This window comes from Bythopirellula goksoeyrii (assembly GCF_008065115.1).
GTDB lineage: Bacteria > Planctomycetota > Planctomycetia > Pirellulales > Lacipirellulaceae > Bythopirellula > Bythopirellula goksoeyrii.
Genome location: NZ_CP042913.1, coordinates 6221618 through 6245560, shown reverse-complemented (window position 1 = coordinate 6245560; position 23943 = coordinate 6221618). Strand labels below are relative to the sequence as shown.

The window sequence follows — 23943 nt, the reverse complement described above, 5'->3', positions numbered from 1 at the left end:
GTAAGTAGCCGTGATGCAACGCATCGCTGGCGCGTTAGAGATAAACTCCGCCCCCCTCACGCCACTTTAAGCCACTGTGCCGTGGTAGATAAACATCCATGAGATGATCGAAGTGCTGACGATCAGCCACGCGTTTGCGGCTGGGCTGCTTGGAAAACCACTCGCTACGCTCGAATTCTTGATTGAGCTTCCTTGATAGGCTGCCGCGTAACTGACGGCACACAATCTTCCAGGTGCGATTGGTTTGCCAGCTTACGAGGATATGCAAATGAGTTGATTCGGTTGCGACAGCATGCCCTCGAACTGGTTGATGTTCAAAGGCTTCAAGGGCTGCGTTGATCAGAATCTGTTGAATCTCGTGATCGAAGCATATGGCAGCGGAGCACATGTTGTCGCGGTAACAGGTTGCCATGTGCGTGTCTGGAGCCAGAATGCCTTCCTTGCGGCGAACGTAACCGCGTGGGTTGTCGGGCATCCAAGTACCGTGGCCATGATAGGTGAAGAGATAGCAGGGCATGAGGGTTCCCCCAGCGATGCGTTGCATCGCGGCTAATAATAAGTGTTTATATGTACACTATCAGTGAATATAGCAGCTGCGCAGTTTAAAGCAAGCAGAAAAAGAATAGCCGCGATGCAACGCATCGCCGGTCTTATAGGTCTTACGCCGCGTCATGCTCGCGGCAGTACGCGACCATCTCTTCGATGCTCATGCCCGACTTGTCGATCTTGACGATGCCGCCTTCGGCTTTGGGAGCGGATTCAGATTTCGCCGGCGGTGCCTCTTCCACGGGCGCTGGTTCAGGTTCGGCTTCAGCTGGAGCAGCTTCCGCTTTGGGGGCGGCTCCGCCGCGGGCGGCGGCGAGCATGTCGGCGACCGACATTTTGCTACGGTCGGCTGCGCCGGTGGGTTTGGATTCCGCTTTGGGTTTTGGTTTCGCGGCTGTCTGAGTGGCCTCGCCAGCGGCGGGTTTCGCTGCTCCACCGCCCTTTAATTTTGCCAAGATGTCGGCAGTGGAGGGTTTGCCTGGCGGCTTCTCCGCCGGCTTCTTGGCTGCTGCTGGTTTCGCAGCGGGGGCTTTTTTCGGCTCGGGCTTTTTCTCTTGGGGAATTGGTTTGTCGACGATCTTGAGATAGTCCAGGTCAATGTCGAACCAGCCAATGTTCAAGTGGTAATCCAAGAACTCAACCAGGGCACGGCCGCTCATGTTGACGGTTTTGACCTGGCCCACAACGTCTGCGAAACGGGAGAGCTCCGGTTCCCGGGCATCGACGACCACGTACTTGTCTGTGTATTCCTGTTTGATCTTCTCAATGTTCGGAAAGACCATTTGCCTGATACCCTTGGAGGAAAGAAAAATTGAACTGCAAATTGTCGCTCAAAACAGGTCCTCTGACAAGTATTCCTTGCGGTCGGGCTCTCGTTATTCAATAATTATCGAGATTTCGCTATTCCCTCTCAACTTGGAGAATCTTCGATGAATTACTGTCTACTTGGCCCAGCTCTGATGGTTTGGGCAGTCGGTACGGCTGTTCTGCCTCTCTCAGCTCAGAGTGTTGAGTATCTCCCGGGTATCGACTGGCCCAAGCCCCCTGTGGTGACGCCAGGGGCAACCGATGCGGATCCCCCCTCGGACGCGACCGTATTGTTCGATGGCAAGGATCTCTCGGCGTGGGAGGGAGCCGTCGACAGTTGGCGGGTGGAGGATGGTGTAGCAATCGTTGGTAGTGGTCCGATTCGAACCAAGGAGAAATTTGGCGATTGTCAATTGCATGTCGAGTGGTCCGCTCCCACTCCTGCCAAAGGGCAAGGGCAGGATCGTGGCAACAGTGGCGTGTATCTGATGGGAAAATATGAACTGCAAGTTCTCGATTCCTACGAGAGTGAAACCTATCGCGATGGGCAGGCCGGCGCGATCTATAAACAATCTCCGCCGATGGTCAATGCGATGCGTCCTCCCGGTGAGTGGAATGTGTATGACATCATCTGGACCGCACCTGTGTTCACCGAGGAAGGTGCCTTGGAATCTCCCGCGTACATCACGGTGCTGCAAAATGGCGTGTTGATTCACAATCATTTTGAACTAGCCGGGGGCACGTATTGGGACGAACCTGCGACTTACAAGCCCCACGAAGCGCAGTTGCCGATCATGCTTCAGGAACACAATCACCCAGTGAAGTTTCGCAACATCTGGGTTCGCGACTACGAACAGGTCAAAGGGACCCAAGAGAAAATGCCATCCTTTGTTGACCACAAATCAGGAAAGAAGTGGAACGCGGACGAACTGCCACCGGAGAGCAACTGACGTATGAATTTGCCGCCTAGCCGTACCAACACCTTGGTCCGGGAACTCCCGGAGGCAAGTGTGCCTCCGGCTAAGCGGAGGAATTAAGGATTCACCCTATAGTTCCATTGGAGAGTCGTCGGAAACTCCCGTGGGAGTTCGGCGGTAGGCGAGATGCGGATTTGCTGCGTTGATTCGCAACTGCGGAGATTGGAGTCGGAGCTGAGCATTTCCTTTGGCCCGGGGTGGAGCGTTTCATAAGTGCTTCCCAGCCAAGATGGCTCCGCTTTGAAGCGACAGGCGACTTCGAACACCAAGCTGCCGTCGAGGGCGGCTTGGATGCTCAGCGACCAATGGCAGGCGGACGTCGCACCGGTTAGGAAGAGAACTTGATCTTGTTGATGGAGGTCGAACAAGCAAGGGCTTGCTGGGAAGAGTTCATCTTCCGTGCCTTCGAGCGAGGAGTAGTAGGGGACCGCCGTGTCGTCGGCGACGCGGTAGACCGTATGGATGTAGCGGTCGTTTCGCCAGCGAAACTCGATACGCAAGCCTTGGCGCTGCTCATCGAGCGAGTCGAGTGCAACCATCGGCGGGGTGCTGGCCACTAATCGTCGTCTCCCTCTTCCACCGGATGGCCCGCACGCCAGCGAAGTACCGAGTCCAGAAAACCCTGGATATCGCCATCGAGCACCGTGTGAAAGTTACCCATTTGGAATTTCGTGCGAGCATCTTTCACCCGTTGGTCGGGGTGCAAGAAGTAGTTGCGAATCTGGGAGCCGAAACCGCTTTTGGCCTGCTGTTGGTATTTGATTGCATCCTCGGCCTCGCGTTTTTCTTCCTCAACGCGGGCCATGCGGGCTCGCAGCATCTTCCAGGCGGTTGCGCGATTCTTGTGCTGGCTGCGTTCGTTCTGGCATTGAACCACGATGTTGGTGGGGATGTGCGTCAAGCGGATCGCGCTGGAAGTCTTGTTCACATGTTGCCCGCCAGCACCACTGGCTCGGAAGGTGTCCTCGCGGACGTCGTCTTCGTCGATCTCAATGTCCACCGAATCAGAGATCTCCGGCGAAACATCCACGGCGGCGAAGCTGGTTTGGCGCTTCCCTTCGCTATTGAACGGGCTGATTCGGACCAGGCGGTGCATGCCGGTTTCGCCGCGGAGGTAGCCATAGGCCATCGGTCCGCGGATGGTGATCGTGGCGTTGTTGATGCCGGCTTCCTCGTTGTCCTGGCGGTCGACGAGTTCGATGCTGTAGCCGTTTTTCTGGGCCCACTGCATGTACATCCGCAGGAGCATCTCCGCCCAGTCGTTGGCATCGGTGCCGCCATCGCGGGCGTTGATCGTGAGGATCGCCCCGGCGGCGTCGTGGGTGCCGTTGAGCAGTGCCTGGAGTTTGAGTGTCTCAATGACCGCTTCGAGTCGCTCGACTTCGGCGGGAACTTCGGCAGCGAAGGATTCGTCTTCCTCGGCCATTTCCAACATGGCCGTGAGGTCGTCACTTGAGGTGAGCGCTTCGGAGAGTGGCTTTACAATCGCGTCGAGCGACTTGCGTTCGGAGACGGTCTGCTGGGCCGCTTCCTGAGAGTCCCAAAAACCGGGGGCCGCCATCTCGGCGTCGATGGCCTCGATGCGGGCTTCTTTGGTAGCACAGTCAAAGAGAGTCCCGCAACTGGAGAATCGCCGTGCGGATCGCTTCGGCGCGATCATGCCATTCTTTTTCCAGTGCCATCGGTGGGGACTCCAGTGAAAGGGGGGAATTGCGAAAGGGGAAGCGTGGCATTATACGCGTCGGAAAGGGGGGCTGCTAGGTGGGGAAATGGCCAATGACCAATAACCAATTTCCAATGATGGCGGAAGTTGCTGTTCCAATTGGTCATTAGTCATTTCTTTCTGGTGGTAGCCCATGGTTTGCGTCTCCCGTAAACTGGAACTCTATGGCACGAGTCGTACTGGCAATGTCTGGCGGAGTGGATTCCAGCGTCGCGGCCCATCTGCTCACCGCAGAGGGACACGAGGTGATCGGGGTCTTCATGCGCCATGGGCAACAGTCGCCAGTGGCATGTTCGACTGGGGGCGGAGACGCCCCGGCTCGCTCGGGACTGCCAATTATTAATCGGCTTGATCATAAGCAGGGTTGTTGCACTGCCGCCGACGCCGAGGATGCCCGTCGCGTGGCCGATCGATTGAACATCCCGTTCTACGCACTGAATCTCGAAGCGGAGTTCAGCCGGATCATCGACTACTTTGTCGACGAGTACACGACTGGCCGCACTCCCAATCCGTGTGTGCAGTGCAACAACTGGATAAAGTTCGGCAAGCTGTTCGACTATGCCGACAGTGTCGGGGCTGAGTTCGTAGCGACAGGGCACTACGCTCGACTCGAGCCAACACTTTCCGGTTTGCCGGCGCTGTTGCGTGGGGTGGACAGTGGCAAGGATCAATCGTATGTGTTGTTTGGCATCGAGCGGGAATATCTCAAGCGGATGCTGCTGCCGGTTGGTGAGTTTGAAAAACCTGCGATCCGTCGGATCGCGGCTGAATTGGGGTTCAACGTTGCAGAGAAGAAGGACAGTCAGGAGATCTGCTTCGTCACGCAAGGTCGGTATGACCAATTTGTGCGTGATCGCCGTGAGGCGGTGGATACTTCTGGTGAGTTTGTCACGACCACGGGTGAAGTGATCGGCACGCACCCCGGCATTGAAGGGTTCACCGTCGGACAGCGCAAGGGACTGGGCGTCGCGTTCGGCGAGCCGAAGTTTGTGGTGCGGATCGAGCCAGAGACTCGGCGAGTAGTTTTGGGAGATCGCGAGGAATTGGCCCGAGAATCGTTTGACGCGGCGGGAACCAACTGGCTGGTCGAAGCCGAAGATATTCCGCGACGATGCCAGGTTCAGATTCGGTATAACACGGCACCCGTCTGGGCCGATGTGCAACTATTGCCAGGGCGGCGGCTGGCGGTGAAGTTCGTCGAACCTCAATGCGGCGTCGCGCCGGGGCAGGCAGTGGTTTGCTACGATGGCGAGCGCACACTGGGGGGCGGGTGGATCGAGTCTTAGCTCATGGTTTTCAACCCTGTGCGGCGATGAAATCCATTCCTGAGAGCGCTACTACCAAACCTGCCAAAATCGCACACACTGCACAACGCAAGGGCGTGCTCCACTTCTTGCCTGCAAAGAACCATCCCCCTGCTACTGCGAATGCGATTAGCAATAGTCCCGCGTACATCAGCTTCAACTCTGCGAAGAAGTGCGCTAGCACCAAGGCTCCGCCGAAGGCCATAAGAATCGGCCCCGCAGCGGCGTCGGGGCCTCGCTCGAGATTCCAGAAACTCGAAGCAATGGCGCATCCCGTGAGGGTCGCCGTGAGGATCCCCATGAGTTGGCCGTAAGTGAGCGAACCAGAAAGAGCCAGTGTCACCGCTGCGGCAAAGGCGACCAATGCTGTTAGTGTCGCACGCAACCGAGGGGCGTGATCCCGCGCCGCAATGAATAGCCCCCATATACTGACCAGCACAGCCGCGATGCCACCCAACCACCACAGGGCTTCAACCGTGGACCAGGCTGCTGTGTTGAAGGGGTTGGGAACTGCGGTTGGCTTCGGGAGATAGACGCTTCCTGCGAGGAGGCGCCAGGGAAGAAACACGCAGAGTGCAATTCGCAGGATCCATGCGATGATCCGAGCTTGCTTGCCATAGACTGCCACGGCATCGGGGAAGACTCCCAAAATAACCAGCAGCGTAAGAAAATCCTTGGATTCCTGAATCCGCAGCGACTTAGAAATCGCGGAGAGTACGCCAATTCCTCGCGCATCGAGTGCCCACATCCCAAGGAGGAAGCTGAGCACGACTGCAGTGCGCCAACTGCTGGCAGCATTGTGTGTGAACTTCCATACACCCGACAGGGTGGCTAGCGCCAACACTCCTGGCAGTAGCCCTCCGAGCAGGAAGTCGCTGAGAGTGATCATAGCAATCCATGCCGGGAACTTGGCTGTTTCAAGATTATTGCTTCACTCCTTCGAAGCTGATCGTCACTGCCACTTCATCTCCAATTCCTGGAATCATGTTCGTCATGCCGAACTCAGTGCGCATGATGTGCTTTTCACACAAGAAACCTGTGACTGTTTTGCCATCCATTCCGGGGCCTTCCTTCAGCAGACGCAGCGACAGAGGAATCGAGCGCGTAACACCATGCATGGTCATATCGCCGGTGACTTCGTAGACGGTTTCTCCAGCTTCATTCTCTGTTGTTTCTACCTTTGTGCTTTGAAAAGTGATGGCAGGAAATTGTTTCACATTAAAGAAATCGGGCCCACGAAGATGCTCATCTCGCTTGGCATTGCCGGTGTCGATGCTATCTGCATTGATCGAGAGCTGGAACTGGCTTGCAGCAGGATTTTCCTTATCGAGCGTATAAGTGCCAACTACCTCATTGAATCGGCCATAGGTGTAACTGAACCCTAGATGGCTCACTCCGAAGATGAGCGAAGTATGTGCAGGATCCATTTTGAAGCTGTCGGCAGAATAGGTCAGTGGCAGATTGGCAAAGACCAGACCCAGGAGGGTCACCGTGTGAAGAATGGTTTTTTTCATAGCAGGGGGACTCCTTATAGAAGCATGGGGGAACTGGCCCATTATTCCCGCAGGATTGGTGTCAGGCAACCTGTTTGGCTTCTTACTGCCAGGGATGTTGCAAAAAACGCTTCTTTTTAGCACGGCAATACGCTATCATGAGCATGGTTTTGTTTTCTGTTCACTCCTTCCCTAGCGAAGCGATCCAAATGAATCCTCAACAAATGCTTATCACGGCCGGCATTGCCGTCCTGGCACTCATCGGCATTGTTTTTGTCTTTGCCACGATCAAGTATTTCAAGATCTGGCTCCAAGCCTACATGTCTAATGCCAAAGTGAGTCTCTGGAGTCTCATCGGCATGGGTCTGCGGCAGGTCAACACCCGCGTGATTGTTGATGGCAAAATCATGGCAATGCAAGCTGGCGTAGGTACTGACCCGACCACGGGCATCACTACGCGTCGGCTGGAAGCTCATTACCTTGCAGGGGGCGATGTGCCACGCGTGATTAGTGCAATCATCGCGGCACAGAGGGCCGACATTGATCTTGATTTCGATCGTGCAGCAGCCATTGATTTGGCAGGACGAGACGTCCTCGACGCCGTGCGAACCAGTGTCCACCCCAAGGTGATTGATTGTCCCGACCCAGAAAAATCTCCGAAGCAAACCTTGAGCGCCGTGGCTAAGAATGGCGTCGAGCTGAGGATTCGTGCTTTGGTTACCGTAAGAACAAATCTCTCTCAGCTTATTGGCGGTGCAACGGAAGAGACAATCATCGCCCGAGTGGGTGAAGGAATTATTACTTCTATCGGTTCTGCAACAGATCACCTGGAAGTGATGGAAAATCCTGACAGGATTTCGAAGGCGGTTCTCAAACGGGGACTTGATGCCCACACAGCATTTGAAATTGTGTCGATCGACATCGCTGACATCGATGTGGGGGAAAACATTGGTGCTCGCCTGCAAGCCGATCAAGCAGAAGCCGATACTCGCAAGGCCCAAGCCTTGGCCGAACAGCGTCGTGCAGATGCCATTGCTCGCGAGCAGGAAATGAAAGCGCGAGTGGCCGAGAACCGGGCCGCTGTCGTTCTTGCTCAGGCGGAAGTGCCCATGGCGATGGCTGAGGCCTTCCGGGAGGGGAATCTAGAACGCTGGAAAAAGAATGGCACCGAGTAAGAGAAAAAAGGGCGATTCTTTGCTACTTCTCTAAGCTCTCAGGTTTGTATTCTCCCTGCTGCAGGGCGTAGTCGAACCATAGTTGAATATGCTCTTCTTCGGCGCGATTCAATTGTTTCCACGTACCATCCTTGTATTCCAGATCGAACTCTTCTTTGAGTTCAATCTCTTGAGGCGGAATGCTGGGGTCAATAGTCGTTGCCGGATCTTGGTCTATCTGAGCAATCTCGTCGTCAATCGTCGTAGTGCCTGTAATCGGTTCTTCACCCGGCAAGGCAAAGGGGTCACGTTCGGCCTGTTCTTCAGCTTTTTGTTTCTTTGCCTTTTCTTGCGCTTCTCTGCGGTTCTTACTGGGAGAAACGGGCTTGCCGTGAACATAGATAGTTTTTGTTGTGACGGTGACACGCGCCGTGTAGTTGCTGTGTTCTGCGTTGGGGGGGAACAGTTCGTAGTCCATATCCCGAGTCACACGAATTCCCAAACTGCTGGGGGGATGAAACATCTCAATCGCGTGGTTCAGGCGATCCATGGCCCAATCGAAATCTGCCTCGGCTGGATTTGAAAAGCGCTCAGCAGGCGGCCTTGGCATTTCCTCTTTGCATCCCACAAAGATGGACACGATCAAAAGCAGAATAACCCCTTGCGCAACACAGGGATAAGTAGACGAATCTCGCATCGCCGTCCTAGAATGGGGGAGTAAAGAATTCAAGATCGGCGACCGGAAATTAGCCGGTACTCCTGTAGGGCCTTGTTTAGAATCCGCCGAAGGGATCCTCGTCCTCAGTGCTGTCCTCTGCAGGAGACTCGTCAGTCATTTCACCTTCTCCTTCGGCACCCTCATCGGCAGTATCTTCAGACGAAGTGTCTTCGCTTGGCTGCGAGTCATCGGCTGGAGGTGCATCCTCGGGCGGCTGCTCTGTAGCTGTGTCACCTTCCTCTGCTTCGCCAAAGGGGTCATCACCGACGACAGGATCTTCGACAAAGGCTCCCACATCGCCAGCTTCTTCTGCAGCTTCCATATCAGCAGCTGCTTCTGCATCTTCATCATGAGCAACCTCTTCATCGAGAGTTGCCTCATCTGGTGTGGGCTCGCCAAAAGGTGTGTCAGTGGCTGAATCGCCTGTGGCCCCAAAGGGGTCATCTGACATTTCTTCTTCGGCACTCTCAGAGGCTCCAAAGGGGTCATCTCCGGCAGGATCAGCAGCAGATTCAGTAGCTTCCGGGCTCGGTGAAGGATCTACCGCGGAACCAAAAGGATCCTCATCGGCCGGCTCGGCAGGAGCAGCTTCTGCCTCGGGTTCGCTGCCAAATAAATCCTCCGCTGGTGCGGGGTCCTCTGTCGCTGGGGCTGGTTCTGTAGTGGCTGGAGCAGGATCACTGAACAGATCGTCTTCGGCTGGTGCGGCCGGTTCGGGTGCAGGAGCTTCGCTGTCAGCTGGTTCATCAACTGGGCTAAAGAGATCGTCGCTCTCAGGTTCGGCGGCGGGGGCAGGTTTTGGTTCAGACTTTACGGGAGCACCAAACGGATCTTCCTCATCGATTACCGCCGATTTAGGGGCGGCACTACCGAAAGGGTCTTCTTCGGGTGTCACGGCGGGTGCCGAGGGCGCTGGAACAGATTTGGGTTCAGGTGTAGGGGGGGCGGGGGTCCTAGGCGCGGGTGTTACTTTACTGGGCTGGGTGCTGGGCTTTGCAGGTCGCTTGATGGATGGCTGAACAAGGTCTTCCATGAGAACCGGGTCATCTTGGTGCAAGACGTCCGACTCGCGATTGCGAAGATGTTCGTAGCGTAGTTGATTTTGTCCACGTCGCTCCTGGTACTTTTCCAAACGACCTTCTCGGCGAAACCTCTCTAAGGTTTGTCGATTGGGACCTTGGATGCGTTGCAGCGCTGTTCCAATAGCATACCGTTGACCCGGGTCACGCGCCTCTAACGCCGCACCCATGCGAAAGTCAGACTCAGCTTCGTATTCTCTTCCCTGATGGAGGTAGGCCAAGCCTCGGAAATAATACACCCGGGGATCCCGTGTCCCCGCCATGATCACTTCAGAAAACAGTTGTTCGGCGCGGGTCACATCACAACCAAAAAAGGCATGGACGCCACGGCCGTAGACGGCAGTTAGTTCAGAGGCTCCCTGGGCGAAGAGCGAGTCGACATTCCCCGAGAGGAAACCTACGAAACTGAAACAGGCAATAGTCAACAGACATTTGCTTGCAAGGACTGGAAAGCGAAATTGCAGATTCATTTGGTGTCTCTCCCAAGAAGTTTAGTCAATGAGCTTTTGGATTAAATAGTCACCAACTCCAGGCAAGCTAGGGATGCTATTGAAAGCATACAACTTGCAGTCACTTCCTGCGCTTCAAGAGCGGTATGGTACATTTCACCATATTAGGCACGATTATTGAAGAGAACAAGAATCTATCGAGTATTGTGCACGGAATAAGAGAGAATCCAGCGACCGGACAATCGTAACCATCCTAACAATTAGAGGTTCGCATTCTGGGTCTGCAAGCCCTCGATTTCACCCTTGATTCGGTCGAATTCTGCTTGCTCCAAAATAGGTAATTGTTCCTTCGTGATGCCCAGTTCCAGCGCTTGATCCCATGCCTTCTGTGCAACCTGATCATTTCCTGCGAGCAAATTCGCTAGGGCCTTGTGGTAATACTTGATCGGGTCACTGCTTAGTGCTGTGGCGAGTTCCATATCCTCGACGGCACCATCGTAATTTTTGCCGGCTATTCGTACGACAGCTCGGGTATCGAGGATATCTTCTGAGGGCCCGTAGACTTCCAATGCTTGATCGATCAGAGATTGTGCTTCATCCACACGTTGGTTGGTTAGTCCGAGAATAAACCCCAAGTTGTTCCTTGCTGCAGCCCTCAACAAAGTGGGAAGGTCGTCCCGCTTCAGCGTTTTCTCATAGGCCGCGATACTTTCATCATACTTTCCTTGAACTTCGAGCGCTTCGGCTTGGAGTATGAGCCGCTGGGCGGAATCTGGATCATCGCGCAAAGCAGAAGCCAACATGCTGTCGACATCGGCATCGAATTGATCGCCGAGCTCATCACGGCGCTGTCGCAGCATCGCAATCGCAATTTGCACTGTCTGATTCATATTCGAAGGAAAGAGCTGTTTTAGCATATCCATAGCTTGCCCGGGGTCTCCGTGCATCGCAAGGAACTGAGCGAGTTCCAATGCGGCACCCGCTGTTCCTACTCGCTGAGCATACAATGGGTAAAGTTTAGCAGCGATCTCGATCTGGTCGTTCTCAGCTGCCATGCGGGCAACTGCTAGGATGTTGTTGAGTTCTTGTTCATCAAGTGCACCCGTAAGTCTGGGTAGCATGCCCTGGAGGAGTCGCTGCAGTTTCGCTTGTTCCCCGCTCTTGGCAGCCAACTTGATGCTTAGCGGCATAATGTTTTGATTCTTCGGATTGACTTCCTTGAGCTTGTCGAGTCGATTATCTGCCAACGTGAACTCGTCGTTATCAATCAAGAGATCGACAAATGTGGCAGAAACTTGCTCGTTGTCGCCATAATCGGCGAGTGTATCGAGCATCAGCTGGCGACCCCGCTCCCAGTCTCCTGCTTTCCCCAGTAACCGTGCGAGAGCCACGATGCCATCTTGACCTATCGTGCCCTGGCGCTCCATCTCGGTGAGGAGTTCTATTGCCTTGAGCTGAGCCTCTGGCTCGCCTCGCGACGCCAAAATCTCGGCCAGAAGAGCCTTATCTTTCTGAGAGAGATTACTTAGATCACCTGTCGGATTGAGCAACTGACGTGCTTCGAGCGATTCTTGATAGTCACCAGAATTGGCAAGCAGTCGCGCTGCCCGCTCGCGCGCCCAAGCAACATAATGGTTGTCTTTTTCGGCCTTGCCTTCGTTGGCAAGTCGCAGAATGGCATTGAGGTAAGGATATCCCTTCTTGACAGAGAATTTCCCCGCTTTTGCCGCATTTAAGCTGAATTCCGCCATCCGTTGTAGGATGGGCAACTCTTCCATGCTAGTAGAGTAGTTTGCCAAGTAGAGTTTCTCTGCACCGGACCAATCACCCATCAACTCCAGTTTCTTGGCGATCAGCAATGGAAGGATATCGGCATCGACCGCTAGTTGGGCCTGGCGCAGTGTATCTTCGATTTTTGCATTTTCCTTCTGTAACGCGTAGACGCCGAGAAGTTGCATCCAGACATCCGCATTGGAAGGGATCAATTCAGTTGCTCTGGTCAGCGCTTCAGCAGCCTCGTCTAAGTGTTCGCTAGATTGAGCAATACGAGCGAACCACACCTGGGTAGAAGCATTGTCAGGCTCTGCTTCCGCTAATTTCTTGGCGGCATCGAAAGCCAGCTCCGGTTCACCTGTCTGCAGAAAAACCTCGGCTTCAGTGCGTCCTAGCACCGGCATACGAATGGCAGCGGGAATCATTTCCACTTTCTTGCGGGCTTCTGCAAAGTCTCCCCGTTGACCGAGTAATCTCACCTGCAAAGCGAGCGCGTTGTTGTTTGGCGGGCCATATTTCAAAGCGTCATTCAAGTGTTGCAGGGCCAAATCATTATCTTCTTCTAAAACCAATAGCAACTGGCCGTAGAGGATATGCAGTTCATGCCATTCGGGACGTCGTTTCAGGGCACGATCCAGTTTTTTTCGGGCTGCAAGAAGATCTTCTCGCGTGGCTTCTTCCATAGTGAACTCGAGGAGGATTCGACGAACCTGAGAACGAACGTAATCGCCGTCGTCCTCGTTCTTTACCAAATCGAGGATCAGATCTTCAGCAGCGAGCATTCCAGGAATGTCCCGTCGTTGGAGTGCCACATCGAACATGTGCTGTCTTATTGGCAAGTTTTCAGGCGTAATTTCAAGAGCTCGATTCCAATGCTTGTTTGCTTTTTCATAGTCCTTGAGCAACTCGAACTGGTACGCGATGCTTGACTCGATCTGTACTTGTTCGACCGGGGACCATTGGTCAATACCGCTAGAAAGTTCCTCTAGTTCCTGAGTTACGTTAGGGCCATTGAGAGCTCTGAGGATTGAGGCTCTAACGGAACGCGCTTGAGGTGAATCGCCAAATCGCTCTTGCAATTTGTCCAGTAGGTTTAGGGCAGGCTTGGGTCCCGCTTCCGGATCCTCTAAAAGCAAAGAGATTGCTGCGTAACGCACTCGAATATCGTCGGGGTCCAATAGTGCAGCTTGCCGAATCTTCTCCTTGGCTTCTTCATACTTGCCACGTTTCATCAAGATCTGCGCTCGTAGCAACTCGATTCCTGACTCACTGATTTTGTTTTCATTGGCTATGCTTGTGAGCATGGACTCGATTTCGGTCCAATCCTGCATTTCAGCAGGCTTAGCAGCCATTTCATTGATTGCTCTATCCAAATTGAGCCCTTCAGAATTCGCTTGCGGATTGAGTTTGTTCTCCACGACTGCCAGACTCCTCTTGGCCGCCTCATAAGTGGGGAACTTATCGACCACTTCGGTATAGATCTGTCTGGCGAGGTCGAGTTTCCCTTGCTTTTCGTAACTTGCGGCCAGCATGCCCCCCGCCATTGCTTGTTGATTAGGGAAGTCGATCAACTTTGACCGTACTTTCTCAAGCTGCCGGGCAGCTTCACTCCATTGCTCTTTCTGCCACAGGATTCGTGCCTTTGTGAAATCGATGAATGGGTTTAAACCAGGATTCTGCATACGCTCAAGCTTTTCTAGCACTTGATTGACTGCGTCATAGTCCTGCTGTTGCAACAAGACGTCTAGCTTCAATTGTGAAAAACCGAGTAATTGCCTATCGCCAAGAGTTGATATGCCTTGGTCTAGAATCGCCAGTGCCTCCTCAAGCTTTTCTTGCTGAACGTGCGTCCTGTAAAGGAGCTCATAGAGAATCGCATTGTCAGGGTTTTCTTCCAATGCAGTAGCAAAGATCTTCTCTGCAGTCTCGTAATCCTTCTCCTGAAGAGCGACCGCACCCTTTTGCCGGGCAACATCTACACTTTTAGGCTCGAGTTCGTAGGCTTTTTCAAGAGCTACTAAGGCCTCTTCCTCCTCTCCCAAAGTTCGCAGGAAGATGGAGCGTTTGAGGTGGGCATCCGCGGATTCCGGATTCTCGGCGACCATCTCGTCTATCACGCGGCGAGCAAATTCCTTGTCTTCATCCCGCTCCAGTACCAAGGCTGCAAGCATAGCGTAGACTTCAGGCCTTTCTTTCGCAGTGGCATTTGCAGAATCGAAAGTGTCTGTCGTTTTGTCGTAGCCAACAAGCGTCAGACATTTATCCATTGCAACTTTGCTCCCCTTAACTTTGTATAAGGCCTGCACTTGCATGGACTCTAATTCTGGATCCCCAGGTTTCTCATTAAGCAATTCATTGAGATGGTTCAGCGCATCTTGAGGACGATGGCCGATAATCATCTCGGTGAGTTCCTTGCGGAGATGGGGATCACCCGTGCGGGTGACCGTTTCGTTGAGAATTGCGAAAGCCTTGGCGAGGGTCTCACGAGGGGCTTCGTTTTCTTTAATAATGCCAAGTCCGATGTTCGCAAGTTCGATGCGGGGCTCATCTTCGTCCTTTCGCAATTGAACATAGTTCATCAGCATATCGAAGGCTTCTTCTGTTTCCCCTTTTTCTTGAGCGGCGCGCGCACTTTCGAGATACCAGGAAGCATTGCGATTGACTTGCCACCTTTGCAAGAAAAACAGGGCGACCAACAGGACGAGGCCACCTCCAAAGAGGGTCATCAACAGACGATAATTTACGCGATATCTTTGCATGTTGGTCTTCGATCAAACCTTTGTGTTTTGACTATGAGAATTCCAGCCCAGCCTTATATATCCCAGTACGAGGGTCAAGAGAATTCGGTTGGGATATTCCAGCAAGTGGCCCGCAGGCTCCTAAGATCCTAGGTCCGAACGTGCTTATTCTCGTTCTAAGAGAGAGATTCAGCTTTCATCCTATACCCGGGATTTTACCTGTCAACGATCACGAAATGGCCTCCCAACCCCCAAGCCCTACAGTCCCCATGTTCCCTACACTCCTGTTCAGGTTATGCAGCCAATTCCGGCGAAATCGCACCCTTTGGAAGCGACATCGGCTTTGTGGCTGCAGAGTGGTTTTTTAAGAGACGTTCTGGAATTATAGTACACGCTCCTACTGATTCCTAAGTTTAGCACTCGGATGCAGAAGCATGAGAGTGGGCACACAGAGTCATCCAACTATGTCCCAAACACTCCAACCTCAAGACCGAATATTCGTTACCGGCCACCGGGGTTTGGTAGGATCGCATGTCGTTTCACGATTACATGCTGCTGGGTTAGGCAATGTCCTCAGCGCAAGTCGCGAGCAACTCGACTTGCGAGATGGTCGCGCAGTCGAGAGTTGGTTTGCCGAGGCGAAGCCCGACTATGTTATTCATACGGCGGGTAAGGTAGGAGGGATCGGTGCCAACATCGCCGAGCCGGTGGATTTTTGTTACGACAACCTTCTCATCCAAGCAACCGTCTTGCGTGCCGCCTGGCAGAGTAATGTGAAAAAGCTCCTGTACCTGGCAAGCTCATGCGTCTATCCCCGTGACTGCCCGCAACCGATGCGCGAGGAGTTCTTGCTCACGGGGCCACTCGAAACTACGAATGAAGGCTACGCGCTAGCCAAGATCGCGGGACTTAAGTCGTGCCAATACTACCGTCGCCAATATGGGTGTAATTTCATCGCTGCTTTGCCGACGAATCTTTATGGGCCGGGCGACAAATTCGATCCCCAGAGTTCGCATGTGATTCCTTCGTTGATTCTCAAGTTTCACCAAGCTCGGCTTGCCGGCGAACAGGAAGTCAGCATCTGGGGTTCTGGCACTCCTCGGCGGGAGTTTCTGCACGTGGCAGATTTGGCTGATGCCTGTTCGTTCTTGCTTGAGAATTACGATGACGAAGAACCGATCAATGTTGGCACGGGAACCGATGTTTCGATCGCGGAGTTGGCTGCCATCATTCGCGACATTGTCTATCCCGAGGCTCAATTGGTTTTTGATAGTACCAAGCCCGATGGCACACCGCGCAAATTACTCGACGTGACTCACATGCAACGATTGGGCTGGAAGCCACAGCACGAGTTGAAAGCCGGTATTGCAGAAACCTATGCCTGGTACTTGCAGCATGGCAATACTTCGAAAAATGGTTAGAATTTAAAGCACAAAGATATGTGTTTGACTAACAAGTGTCCTTAATATCCGTCGCCGGAAGGCGATGGATATAAAGGCGTGAACCATCGCCTTCCGGCGACGGCTATTAGAAAACAAGCGACCTGTTTTCCATGACCAAATCCCCTCCGCGTAACAACCTGCGAGCACTAATCACTGGCATCACTGGCCAGGATGGTTCGTATCTGGCTGAGCTGCTGCTTAGCAAGGGCTATGAAGTGTGGGGCATGGTCCGTCGCAGTTCCTCGTTTAATACGCACCGCATCGACCATATCTATCAAGACCCGCATGAAGCGGACGTGCGATTGCGATTGTGCTACGGAGATCTAAACGACGCATCGAGCATCAACCACATCCTCCGCACGGTGGAGCCCAACGAGATTTACAATCTGGGCGCTCAGTCCCATGTGAAGGTCTCGTTTGAAATCCCCGAGTACACGACCGAAGTGACCGGGATCGGTGTGATCCGCCTGCTGGAAGCCATGCGAGAGGAGGGAATTCGGGCCAAGTTCTATCAGGCGTCGTCTTCGGAGCAATTTGGTAAGGTTTGCGAATCCCCGCAATCGGAGAGTACCCCTTTCGACCCACAGAGTCCGTATGCGGTTGCCAAGGTGATGGCCTTCCATGCGACGCGCAATTATCGGCAGTCCTACGACATGTTTGCCGTGAATGGAATCATGTTCAACCATGAATCTCCGCGTCGCGGTGAGACCTTTGTCACGCGCAAGATAAGCCGGGCCGCGGCAAGAATTGCCAGTGGCTTGCAGGCTTGTTTGTTCCTAGGCAACCTGGCCGCAACGCGTGACTGGGGTTTTGCGGGGGATTACGTCAAAGCGATGTGGCTCATGCTCCAACAGGACAAACCTCAGGACTATGTTATTGCGACAGGTGAATCCCACAGCGTGCGAGAATTCTGCGAACTCTGTTTTGCCGAAGCCGATCTGCCGTTAACGTGGGAGGGCGAAGGTTTGAATGAAACGGGACTCGGTCCCGATGGCCGCGTACTTGTGCGAGTGGATCCTCGCTATTTCCGACCAGCTGAAGTCGACCACTTGGTGGGAGATGCTAGCAAGGCTCGCCGAGAATTGGGCTGGGAACCGACGGTGAGCTTCGCAGAACTTGCCAAAATGATGGTCGCCGCCGACATGCAACTCGCCCGTGGCGAATTGTAGAAAACTTATCGATCGCGCCGCGGATCTACGTAAGGCTGGTCGCTCTGTTGATTCACGAACCAACGCCGCCAAGCGGTCGGATTGAAGCCATGGTCCTGTGATCCAGATAGTTTCACCAGTGACCGGCGGACTTCGACATTTTGCATGTCCTGTTGGATGATTTTAGGCCCGCCGCCGGCGCTGAAGGCCGAACCGCCGCTGCCGTCGAAGGACGCACTCATATTCCCCTGCTGAGCGTTTGGATTGCGGAACTTGTGGGTGGTCACCAGAGAGTCAATCAAAGGACTGATCGCATCGGAATTGCCTATTAACCCAAGTGCCTCAGCAGCAATGTTCACGGTCTCGTTGTCCTTGCTCTTGAGTGCTTTCACGTAGGGGGTGATATCGATCGTACGTCTGGCGCGCAATAAATAGTCGAGACATTGCAGGCGAGTCTCGCGGTACGGTTCGTCGATCGAAAGATCGATCAGTCTTGCGACAGCGGCTGGGTGATCGATCTGGGCCAGAATCTCCATCCACAAGTCGCGGACGACTGGATCGCGCTCACTCTTGAGAAGCTTCACCACCGAAGTTGCCGCCGCCGGATCGGTCACCGCACGCAAGTTTTGCAGTGCTTCGTCAGCCCGCCCTGCGCGCCGATTGTCGAGCCAGTCGCGCCATAGTCGCAGTTGTTTGAACCATTCGTCCGAACTGGTTTCGCGCATCTTGGCGCGTTCGCGCAGGGCAATGTCTTGGGCCGTGCGGTAGGTGCCGTCGTAGAATTGCATGCCGCGCTCGGCCATGATTTCGTCGCGAGTGAGCCACTTGCCGTTATGACGTTGATAGCCAAGGCTGGAGCGCGCTTGGGGATCTTCGGGATCCAGTTCCAAGATTCTCTGCAAGTGGTGATCGGCCAAATCGGAGAGCGAATGCTGTTTGCACCAATCAGCCAGCGAACGATGGGCGGCAACCGTGTCAGGAAGTGCACGGCTCCGGGCCTCGTAGGCTTGCTGATGCTCACTCTGCTGTTCGACATCTTCGACCTGGTCGTCGGTGAAAGTTATTGTGGCACCGCTAGAGGTTTTCACTACGTACTTACCGTCTTCACTGCGATCAACAAGCTGCCCGACGACCTTCCCCCCCTCGGCCAAATGGAACACATCCGCGCGAACACTGGTCGCAGCGATGAGAGTCAGGCCAATAGTAATGGATAGCCATTTCATGGAAGCGTTGCAGACGGGTGTCATTCCTCACTTGGGCGGGTATGCTTTATTATAGTTTGAAAAGTGGAGGTATAGTAGCCGTGGGCGCCAGGCCCATGGCTATCAAAGTAGCAAGTTCTCCTTTCTTGGCGGTCCCTATGAGCGAAGAATATTGTAGCCCCTCGGCCACAGAACACCGTCAATCCGCACCTTCGGCAGTCCGCTGTGCCGTGGTGACAGTGAGCGACACCCGTACGCTGGACACGGACAAGAGTGGGCACCTTATTGTTGAAGGCCTGCAAGGGAAGGGACACCCAGTGGTTGAGCACATCGTTGTGCCCGATGATCCCTTGCCGCTGGCCGAGCTTGTGACAGCACTCGCAGCGCGCGACGACGTCGATGCCATTCTTGTGACGGGCGGGACTGGTATCGCCGCGCGTGATCAGACGCCCGAGGCGATACTTCCGCTCTTGACCAAAGAACTTCCAGGCTATGGAGAATTGCTCCGCTCGCTCAGCTATCAGGAAATCGGCGCTGCCGCGATGCTTAGCCGCGCCTGCGGTGGATTGATCGGCCAGACGCTGGTGCTGACCATGCCTGGCTCGTCAGCAGCCGTACGACTGGCGATGGACAAACTCATTCTGCCCGAGTTGGGCCATCTCGTGAACCACGCCCTACGATAAGAAAGCGGTCAACTCCATGTCATTCTCGCGCAGGCGGTAACCCAGTGGTTCACCGCCACCGTCTGGATTCCCGCCTGCGTGGGAAAGACGTAACAGCAGTGCGACGCTAGCACGGAAAACACATCTGGTCGCGATAGCACCTTTTCGCTACCCTTCGTCCACTTTTTCGCCCGGGAACATGCTGCGCTTTTCAATCTCTTTCACCATCTTGTTCGTCACCCAAGGAGGGGGTCGTGCAACGGATACTTTCACTAGGAACACTCGCCTTGATCGGCTGGCTCGGCTACACCTTTCTTCAAGGAGGTGGCCTTGAGCACATTGCCACGCAGTCTGGCGCGAGTCAGCAGAACTCTCCCCAAGCCGGCACCCAGTATCGCAGTCCTGGCAATTGGAATGCACCGCCGACCGACTCTTCGCCCTATCAACCCGCTTCCACGGGAAACAACGGCGCGATTCAGCCACCTGGGCAACCCAACAGCGGCCCCGTGATTCGAATCGCTTCGTTCAACGTCCAAGCCTTGGGCAACACCAAGGCGGGCAAGCAACATGTGATGGTGCGACTGGCCGACATCATCCGCAAGTTCGATATCGTTGCCATTCAGGAAATCCGTTCGAGCAACGACTATTTAGTCCCGAATTTCGTCCAGCTTGTCAACAACCCCGGCGGCAATTTCCCCCAGCGACGCTACGATCACATCATCGGTCCCAGGGTAGGTCGCACGACCAACCAAGAACAGTTCCTCTACCTATTCGACACCGAACGCATCGAAGTCGACCGCCAAAGCGTCTACACCATCAGCGACCCCGACGATCTGTTGTTTGCCGAACCGCTGGTGGCAACTTTCACGACGCGAGGGGTCCACCCTGATGAAGCCTTTACATTCACGGTGGTGAACAATCGCACCGACCCTGTCAAGGTGAACGACGAACTCGACGCTTTGGCCGAGGTCTATCGCGTGGTACGGCGTTCGGCCCGCCAGGAAGACGACGTGATACTGGTAGGAGATTTTCACAGCGACGACCGCCATCTCTATCGCCTAGGACAAATGCCGGGCATTTTCCCCACGATCGCCGGCGTATGGACCAACACGCGGCAGGACAATCAGTACGACAACCTCATCATCCACCAACCTTCGACCACCGAATACACGGGTCGCTCGGGCGTGTTCGACGTGATGCGCAACTACAATCTCACCGAGCAACAGGCCCTGGAAATCTCCGACCATTTTCCGGTGTGGGCCGAGTTCAGTGTCTATGAGCGAGACTACCAAGGCCGCGTCGCCAATCGGCGATTGGAAGGCACTAGGCGCTAACTGATAGACGCCAGTCATTCCTGGTTGTCGGCGGGAGCAAATATTCTCTACTCGCTTTGGCATTTCTCGCCGAAAGGGTATAATAGACTCGTGTCGAATAATCTATTAATGCCATGAATTGTCAGCCACAAATAGGCGAGAGTTCCAAATGATACGTTACAAAGCGGGTTACAAATACGTCGATGGCGGCGTTCACGCTCAGGTCATGGACTTCCCGGCAGCCATCACCTGCGGGCAAGACTTATCCGAAGCACGTCGCCTACTGACGGTAGCCCTACTCGATGTTGCAGAAACCCGCTTGGAACTTGGCCAATCCTTGCCGCTGCCGAATCCCCAGGTGAGTGATCCGGAAATGGATATCGAAGAACCAGTGTATTTACATTTGAGTGTGAGTACCGAGATGGAAGAAAACCTGGCAGGAGAGATCGCTTCATGAAGCGAAAGGATCTTCTGAAGCATTTGCGTCGCCAGGGTTGTGAACTATTGCGTGAAGGACGTGGCCACTCGGTTTGGGTAAATCCTGCCAACGAACAGCAAGCCGCGATTCCACGACATCGGGAGATTAACGACTACACGGCGCGAGGCATTTGCCGACAACTGGGCGTTAGCGAATGTTAAAAGCATGTAGGGGGCACCGCCCACCATAAACAAGTCCATTTTAATATCACTCTTTGGTGGGCGGTGCCCACCCTACGGGAAACAGAAGAGGTACAAGGATACAAACCATTGACCAATTCCACCAAGTAGTCGAGTGGAAAGAAGGAGATCTGATTTTCATCGGCAGGTGCCCGGACCTGATCACCGGCATTCACGGCGCCGATCCAGTACGGGTCTATCAAGAACTGAGCGAAGTAGTACAAGACGTGATCGACCACTTTCAGCAAACGGGTCGGGAATTGCCCGTGGCGAAGACTCGGCCGATAATGGAAGTTGGTTGAGGAAGAGATGGACTCGGAGTGAGTTCGTGGTTTTTTGTGAACGTTATACTGCAAAGGGATGTCGAAATAAATTTCCAATGGCTACTAGCTTTGTCGCATGAAATCATTTGTACGTATACTCGACGCCGAAGAAGTGCAAAAAGAATACCCCATAGCTGATCGGGTTCCAGGATGGTTTTTTCGATTGCGGGAAGTGGCAAACTGCGCATGGATAGCCGAGGGCACTGATTTGTGGGGTAGGCAAGTAAGTGATAGTGGACATGACGAGGAACAGTTATTAGAGTCATGCTGTGCCGCTGCTTACCGCATCAATGAACAGATACAGAAATCAATTAGATAGCAAGCTGCTTTATTGCTGGCCATGACACGTTCTTCATTGCCTCTGTTTCTTTCTGATTCATATCTGAAGATTCTTGCCTGAACGTTTTGCCACTCAGATCCCTCTGGTCGTGAAACTCCCATCGGGATGACAGACACGAATCACATCTCTTGACTCGCGCCTCGCAACTCAAAACTCGCAACTTCTTCCAAACTTTCTTGTAGAAATTGTGCCACCCCTTCTGCTAGGCTGCGGGGGTTGATGAGGTATCGAATATAAGCCCGACCAGGGTATTTCACGAGCCCGTCACTGGAATTCATTTTCCGGTGGCGGGCTTTTTTCGTTGGTGAAGATGTAGGCCGGAACAAGCCCCGCGCAGTTCCGGCAGGACATCGCCACACGTCACGCTTTGCCGGAACTGCGCACGGCTTGTTTCGGCCTACTTGATTGCAAAGGAAACTGATGGTGACACATCAAAAGCAAAAACGGGTCCGGCTCAGCGAGTGTGCCTCGCTGATCTGGAATGGCGACCTGCTGCTCTTTCGTGGAAGCGGACTCCTCGCGCGGCTGATTGGCACGGCGGGTCGTTCGCCCTACACCCATGCGGCGCGGGCCATTTGGTGGGGGGACACCCTCTTTTGCTGTGAAGTGCGGGAACTCAAGGGAGGCCGGGCGGTGACGCTTGCGAGTCAGGTTCGCAAGTTCCCCGGGCGGATCGATGTGTTTGCCACCAATCCCGACAACCGGTGGGCCGAGTACGACCGCCATGGGGCAATTCAACACATGCTGCAACTCACTGGGTGCGACTATGGCTATCGAGGTCTGCTGGAAGCGGCCCTGTTACATGTGCCGCTGTGGCGCGTGTTTATGCGGCCCACGACCGACGATTCGCACGTGGTAAAACGTCCGCCGTTCTGTTCTGAGGCGTGCGCGATGGCGGATCGCATTGGGGGCCATGTCGATCCAGTGCCGCATTTGGCAGACCGCATCACCGAGCCTGCCGATTTGGCCCGCAGTTCGTTTTACCGTTACCGGTTCACTTTGAGGGGAGTGTGAGATGAATCTAGCAAGAGAGAAGAATCGTGGTCTCGCCCCGACAGTCGCCGGAGTGTGTTGGCTGGCCGTATTGCTGTTGGTGCTCTTGGCGATGTGCAACCGTTGCCAGGGAGATACCGTGCCGCATGAAGCGGTGTGCCGCGTGACCAACAGGCTCGGCGAGATTACCAACGTCGGCAGTGGCACACTCGTCGACAAGAGCGACGCGCAAGGGCTTGTTCTCACTTGTGCCCATCTGTTCACTGAGGGCGTGGGTGAAATCGTCGTCGAGTTTCCTGGGACGAAGTCGCACGGGGCTCGATTGGTAGACCTGGACCGAGATGCTGATCTGGCAGCAGTGGTGATCGCCAATCCGGCGAACACGACCGCGACTGTCGAATTCAATTTCAACCAGAGCGACCAATTGAGTGCCTGCGGCTTTGGCCCCACAGGTGATTATCGTTGTGCGACGGGACCGATTGTGGGCGAATCCAATTCAACGGGGCAGCGCAGCATCTTAATTGGCGATGCGGTGCGCTCTGGTGACTCCGGCGGCGGCGTATTCGACAGCCAAGGCCGATTGGTCGCCGTCGCGTGGGGCGAATCGGCAGGCATTACCTACGCGAGTACCGGCCCACCGCTGCGGCGGTTCTTGGATCGCGTGTTGGGGCGGCGCACAGCGACGTTGCATGCCTGCCCGAATGGGACGTGCCCTCGTGTGGTGCCGCAGATTCCCGTGCAGAACCCACGACCACATGAACCACGGCAACCGCAGTTGCCGGGCATTGAGAAGAATCAGTTCGATTCGTTGGTGGAGCGGGTGGATCGATTGGAATCAGAGAGTAACTCGCGGCATGCATCGCTTACGGAACGAATTACAGAACTCGCCAAAGCAAGTGGTACCGGTCGCGTTGCGGAGGCTGTGACAAGTTTGCTCGGCATCAGCGGACCGACGGGCTGGGCAGTGATTGCGGCTGGCAGCGTCGGCGGTTGGCTGATCGGACGAGTTTGGAAACGAAGCGGCGCCGGAGGTCGTTGCAAAGAACCCTTTCGCAGCTAGTGAGGAGACGACCGCCACCGCGGACGATACGTTTCGCGCTGA

General features: G+C 54.4%; 21 protein-coding genes. 11 read left to right on the top strand and 10 right to left on the bottom strand.

The features are described from left to right. Positions 1 to 34 precede the first annotated feature (34 nt). Positions 35 to 517, bottom strand: coding sequence for a transposase (locus Pr1d_RS24770; RefSeq protein ID WP_168205474.1), 483 nt, complete (start codon positions 515 to 517; stop codon positions 35 to 37). A gap of 142 nt (positions 518 to 659) precedes the next feature. Then, a complete protein-coding gene (locus Pr1d_RS24765; protein WP_148076034.1) occupies positions 660 to 1328 on the bottom strand; it encodes a hypothetical protein in 669 nt (222 codons plus the stop codon). Positions 1329 to 1475: 147 nt separating this feature from the next. Between Pr1d_RS24765 and Pr1d_RS24760 the strand changes: the two genes are divergently transcribed. After that, on the top strand, positions 1476 to 2303 hold the full coding sequence (locus Pr1d_RS24760) for a 3-keto-disaccharide hydrolase (protein WP_148076033.1): 828 nt from the start codon (positions 1476 to 1478) through the stop codon (positions 2301 to 2303). A gap of 83 nt (positions 2304 to 2386) precedes the next feature. Here Pr1d_RS24760 and Pr1d_RS24755 read toward each other — a convergent pair whose 3' ends face one another. Then, a complete protein-coding gene (locus tag Pr1d_RS24755; RefSeq protein ID WP_148076032.1) occupies positions 2387 to 2887 on the bottom strand; it encodes a hypothetical protein in 501 nt (166 codons plus the stop codon). Next, positions 2887 to 4006 (bottom strand): peptide chain release factor 2 gene (prfB, locus tag Pr1d_RS24750; protein WP_390622097.1). Its coding sequence is split into 2 segments (ribosomal slippage): positions 2887 to 3936 and positions 3938 to 4006, totalling 1119 coding nucleotides; the frame shifts between segments, so codons are not numbered across the junction. Before prfB ends, Pr1d_RS24755 begins: the two co-directional genes overlap by 1 nt. A gap of 211 nt (positions 4007 to 4217) precedes the next feature. On the opposite strand from prfB, the gene mnmA reads away from it, so the two are divergent. After that, positions 4218 to 5339, top strand: a complete 1122-nt coding sequence (gene mnmA, locus Pr1d_RS24745) for a tRNA 2-thiouridine(34) synthase MnmA (protein WP_148076030.1) — start codon at positions 4218 to 4220, stop codon at positions 5337 to 5339. A 10-nt stretch (positions 5340 to 5349) separates the two neighbouring features. On the opposite strand, the gene Pr1d_RS24740 is transcribed toward mnmA, so the two are convergent. Together Pr1d_RS24740 and Pr1d_RS24735 are read right to left on the bottom strand one after the other, a co-directional pair. Continuing rightward, complete coding sequence (locus tag Pr1d_RS24740; protein ID WP_148076029.1) at positions 5350 to 6246, bottom strand: hypothetical protein; 897 nt, start codon at positions 6244 to 6246, stop codon at positions 5350 to 5352. A 34-nt stretch (positions 6247 to 6280) separates the two neighbouring features. After that, entirely contained in the window at positions 6281 to 6871 is a 591-nt protein-coding gene (locus Pr1d_RS24735; protein ID WP_168205473.1) for a YceI family protein, read from the bottom strand. A 188-nt stretch (positions 6872 to 7059) separates the two neighbouring features. Here Pr1d_RS24735 and floA point away from each other — a divergent pair, with 188 nt between their 5' ends. Beyond that, entirely contained in the window at positions 7060 to 8025 is a 966-nt protein-coding gene (gene floA / locus Pr1d_RS24730; protein WP_238476589.1) for a flotillin-like protein FloA, read from the top strand. Positions 8026 to 8047: 22 nt separating this feature from the next. On the opposite strand, the gene Pr1d_RS24725 is transcribed toward floA, so the two are convergent. The 3 genes from Pr1d_RS24725 to Pr1d_RS24715 all read right to left on the bottom strand — a co-directional run bounded on the left by Pr1d_RS24725 (position 8048) and on the right by Pr1d_RS24715 (position 14782). Then, positions 8048 to 8614 carry a hypothetical protein gene (locus Pr1d_RS24725; RefSeq protein ID WP_148076026.1) on the bottom strand — a complete coding sequence of 189 codons (567 nt, stop codon included), beginning with the start codon at positions 8612 to 8614 and terminating at the stop codon, positions 8048 to 8050. Between the two features lie 163 nt (positions 8615 to 8777). Then, positions 8778 to 10271 carry a hypothetical protein gene (locus Pr1d_RS24720; protein WP_148076025.1) on the bottom strand — a complete coding sequence of 498 codons (1494 nt, stop codon included), beginning with the start codon at positions 10269 to 10271 and terminating at the stop codon, positions 8778 to 8780. Between the two features lie 239 nt (positions 10272 to 10510). Then, positions 10511 to 14782 (bottom strand): tetratricopeptide repeat protein, encoded by a 4272-nt coding sequence (locus Pr1d_RS24715; RefSeq protein ID WP_148076024.1) that lies wholly within the window; start codon positions 14780 to 14782, stop codon positions 10511 to 10513. A 443-nt stretch (positions 14783 to 15225) separates the two neighbouring features. On the opposite strand from Pr1d_RS24715, the gene Pr1d_RS24710 reads away from it, so the two are divergent. After that, the gene (locus Pr1d_RS24710) at positions 15226 to 16182 is read left to right on the top strand and encodes a GDP-L-fucose synthase family protein (protein WP_148076023.1); all 957 of its coding nucleotides are present in this window, start codon (positions 15226 to 15228) and stop codon (positions 16180 to 16182) included. 131 nt (positions 16183 to 16313) lie between these two features. Next, complete coding sequence (gene gmd / locus Pr1d_RS24705) at positions 16314 to 17372, top strand: GDP-mannose 4,6-dehydratase (protein ID WP_148076022.1); 1059 nt, start codon at positions 16314 to 16316, stop codon at positions 17370 to 17372. Positions 17373 to 17377: 5 nt separating this feature from the next. On the opposite strand, the gene Pr1d_RS24700 is transcribed toward gmd, so the two are convergent. Beyond that, positions 17378 to 18574: a HEAT repeat domain-containing protein gene (locus Pr1d_RS24700; RefSeq protein WP_148076021.1), complete on the bottom strand. Its 1197-nt coding sequence runs from the start codon at positions 18572 to 18574 to the stop codon at positions 17378 to 17380. Positions 18575 to 18669: 95 nt separating this feature from the next. On the opposite strand from Pr1d_RS24700, the gene Pr1d_RS24695 reads away from it, so the two are divergent. The 6 genes from Pr1d_RS24695 to Pr1d_RS24665 all read left to right on the top strand — a co-directional run bounded on the left by Pr1d_RS24695 (position 18670) and on the right by Pr1d_RS24665 (position 23901). After that, positions 18670 to 19236 carry a MogA/MoaB family molybdenum cofactor biosynthesis protein gene (locus Pr1d_RS24695; RefSeq protein ID WP_238476588.1) on the top strand — a complete coding sequence of 189 codons (567 nt, stop codon included), beginning with the start codon at positions 18670 to 18672 and terminating at the stop codon, positions 19234 to 19236. Between the two features lie 233 nt (positions 19237 to 19469). Then, on the top strand, positions 19470 to 20549 hold the full coding sequence (locus Pr1d_RS24690) for an endonuclease/exonuclease/phosphatase family protein (RefSeq protein ID WP_148076020.1): 1080 nt from the start codon (positions 19470 to 19472) through the stop codon (positions 20547 to 20549). A 148-nt stretch (positions 20550 to 20697) separates the two neighbouring features. Next, positions 20698 to 20985, top strand: a complete 288-nt coding sequence (locus Pr1d_RS24685; protein WP_148076019.1) for a type II toxin-antitoxin system HicB family antitoxin — start codon at positions 20698 to 20700, stop codon at positions 20983 to 20985. Beyond that, the gene (locus tag Pr1d_RS24680; RefSeq protein ID WP_148076018.1) at positions 20982 to 21167 is read left to right on the top strand and encodes a type II toxin-antitoxin system HicA family toxin; all 186 of its coding nucleotides are present in this window, start codon (positions 20982 to 20984) and stop codon (positions 21165 to 21167) included. The genes Pr1d_RS24685 and Pr1d_RS24680 overlap by 4 nt, the downstream gene beginning before the upstream one ends. A 1101-nt stretch (positions 21168 to 22268) precedes the next feature. Continuing rightward, on the top strand, positions 22269 to 22862 hold the full coding sequence (locus Pr1d_RS24670) for a hypothetical protein (RefSeq protein WP_148076017.1): 594 nt from the start codon (positions 22269 to 22271) through the stop codon (positions 22860 to 22862). A 1-nt stretch (position 22863) separates the two neighbouring features. Then, positions 22864 to 23901 carry a S1 family peptidase gene (locus Pr1d_RS24665; RefSeq protein ID WP_148076016.1) on the top strand — a complete coding sequence of 346 codons (1038 nt, stop codon included), beginning with the start codon at positions 22864 to 22866 and terminating at the stop codon, positions 23899 to 23901. Positions 23902 to 23943: the final 42 nt, after the last annotated feature.

What these genes read in the sequence shown, in the direction of transcription:
- Pr1d_RS24700 (WP_148076021.1), bottom strand. Translation starts at nt 18,574, where the DNA reads ATGAAATGGCTATCCATTACTATTGGCCTGACTCTCATCGCTGCGACC.
- Pr1d_RS24670 (WP_148076017.1), top strand. Translation starts at nt 22,269, where the DNA reads ATGGTGACACATCAAAAGCAAAAACGGGTCCGGCTCAGCGAGTGTGCC.
- Pr1d_RS24765 (WP_148076034.1), bottom strand. Translation starts at nt 1,328, where the DNA reads ATGGTCTTTCCGAACATTGAGAAGATCAAACAGGAATACACAGACAAG.
- Pr1d_RS24720 (WP_148076025.1), bottom strand. Translation starts at nt 10,271, where the DNA reads ATGAATCTGCAATTTCGCTTTCCAGTCCTTGCAAGCAAATGTCTGTTG.
- Pr1d_RS24740 (WP_148076029.1), bottom strand. Translation starts at nt 6,246, where the DNA reads ATGATCACTCTCAGCGACTTCCTGCTCGGAGGGCTACTGCCAGGAGTG.
- Pr1d_RS24665 (WP_148076016.1), top strand. Translation starts at nt 22,864, where the DNA reads ATGAATCTAGCAAGAGAGAAGAATCGTGGTCTCGCCCCGACAGTCGCC.
- Pr1d_RS24725 (WP_148076026.1), bottom strand. Translation starts at nt 8,614, where the DNA reads ATGCCAAGGCCGCCTGCTGAGCGCTTTTCAAATCCAGCCGAGGCAGAT.
- gmd (WP_148076022.1), top strand. Translation starts at nt 16,314, where the DNA reads ATGACCAAATCCCCTCCGCGTAACAACCTGCGAGCACTAATCACTGGC.
- mnmA (WP_148076030.1), top strand. Translation starts at nt 4,218, where the DNA reads ATGGCACGAGTCGTACTGGCAATGTCTGGCGGAGTGGATTCCAGCGTC.
- floA (WP_238476589.1), top strand. Translation starts at nt 7,060, where the DNA reads ATGAATCCTCAACAAATGCTTATCACGGCCGGCATTGCCGTCCTGGCA.
- Pr1d_RS24695 (WP_238476588.1), top strand. Translation starts at nt 18,670, where the DNA reads ATGGCTATCAAAGTAGCAAGTTCTCCTTTCTTGGCGGTCCCTATGAGC.
- Pr1d_RS24715 (WP_148076024.1), bottom strand. Translation starts at nt 14,782, where the DNA reads ATGCAAAGATATCGCGTAAATTATCGTCTGTTGATGACCCTCTTTGGA.
- Pr1d_RS24685 (WP_148076019.1), top strand. Translation starts at nt 20,698, where the DNA reads ATGATACGTTACAAAGCGGGTTACAAATACGTCGATGGCGGCGTTCAC.
- Pr1d_RS24770 (WP_168205474.1), bottom strand. Translation starts at nt 517, where the DNA reads ATGCCCTGCTATCTCTTCACCTATCATGGCCACGGTACTTGGATGCCC.
- Pr1d_RS24760 (WP_148076033.1), top strand. Translation starts at nt 1,476, where the DNA reads ATGAATTACTGTCTACTTGGCCCAGCTCTGATGGTTTGGGCAGTCGGT.
- Pr1d_RS24680 (WP_148076018.1), top strand. Translation starts at nt 20,982, where the DNA reads ATGAAGCGAAAGGATCTTCTGAAGCATTTGCGTCGCCAGGGTTGTGAA.
- Pr1d_RS24735 (WP_168205473.1), bottom strand. Translation starts at nt 6,871, where the DNA reads ATGAAAAAAACCATTCTTCACACGGTGACCCTCCTGGGTCTGGTCTTT.
- Pr1d_RS24710 (WP_148076023.1), top strand. Translation starts at nt 15,226, where the DNA reads ATGTCCCAAACACTCCAACCTCAAGACCGAATATTCGTTACCGGCCAC.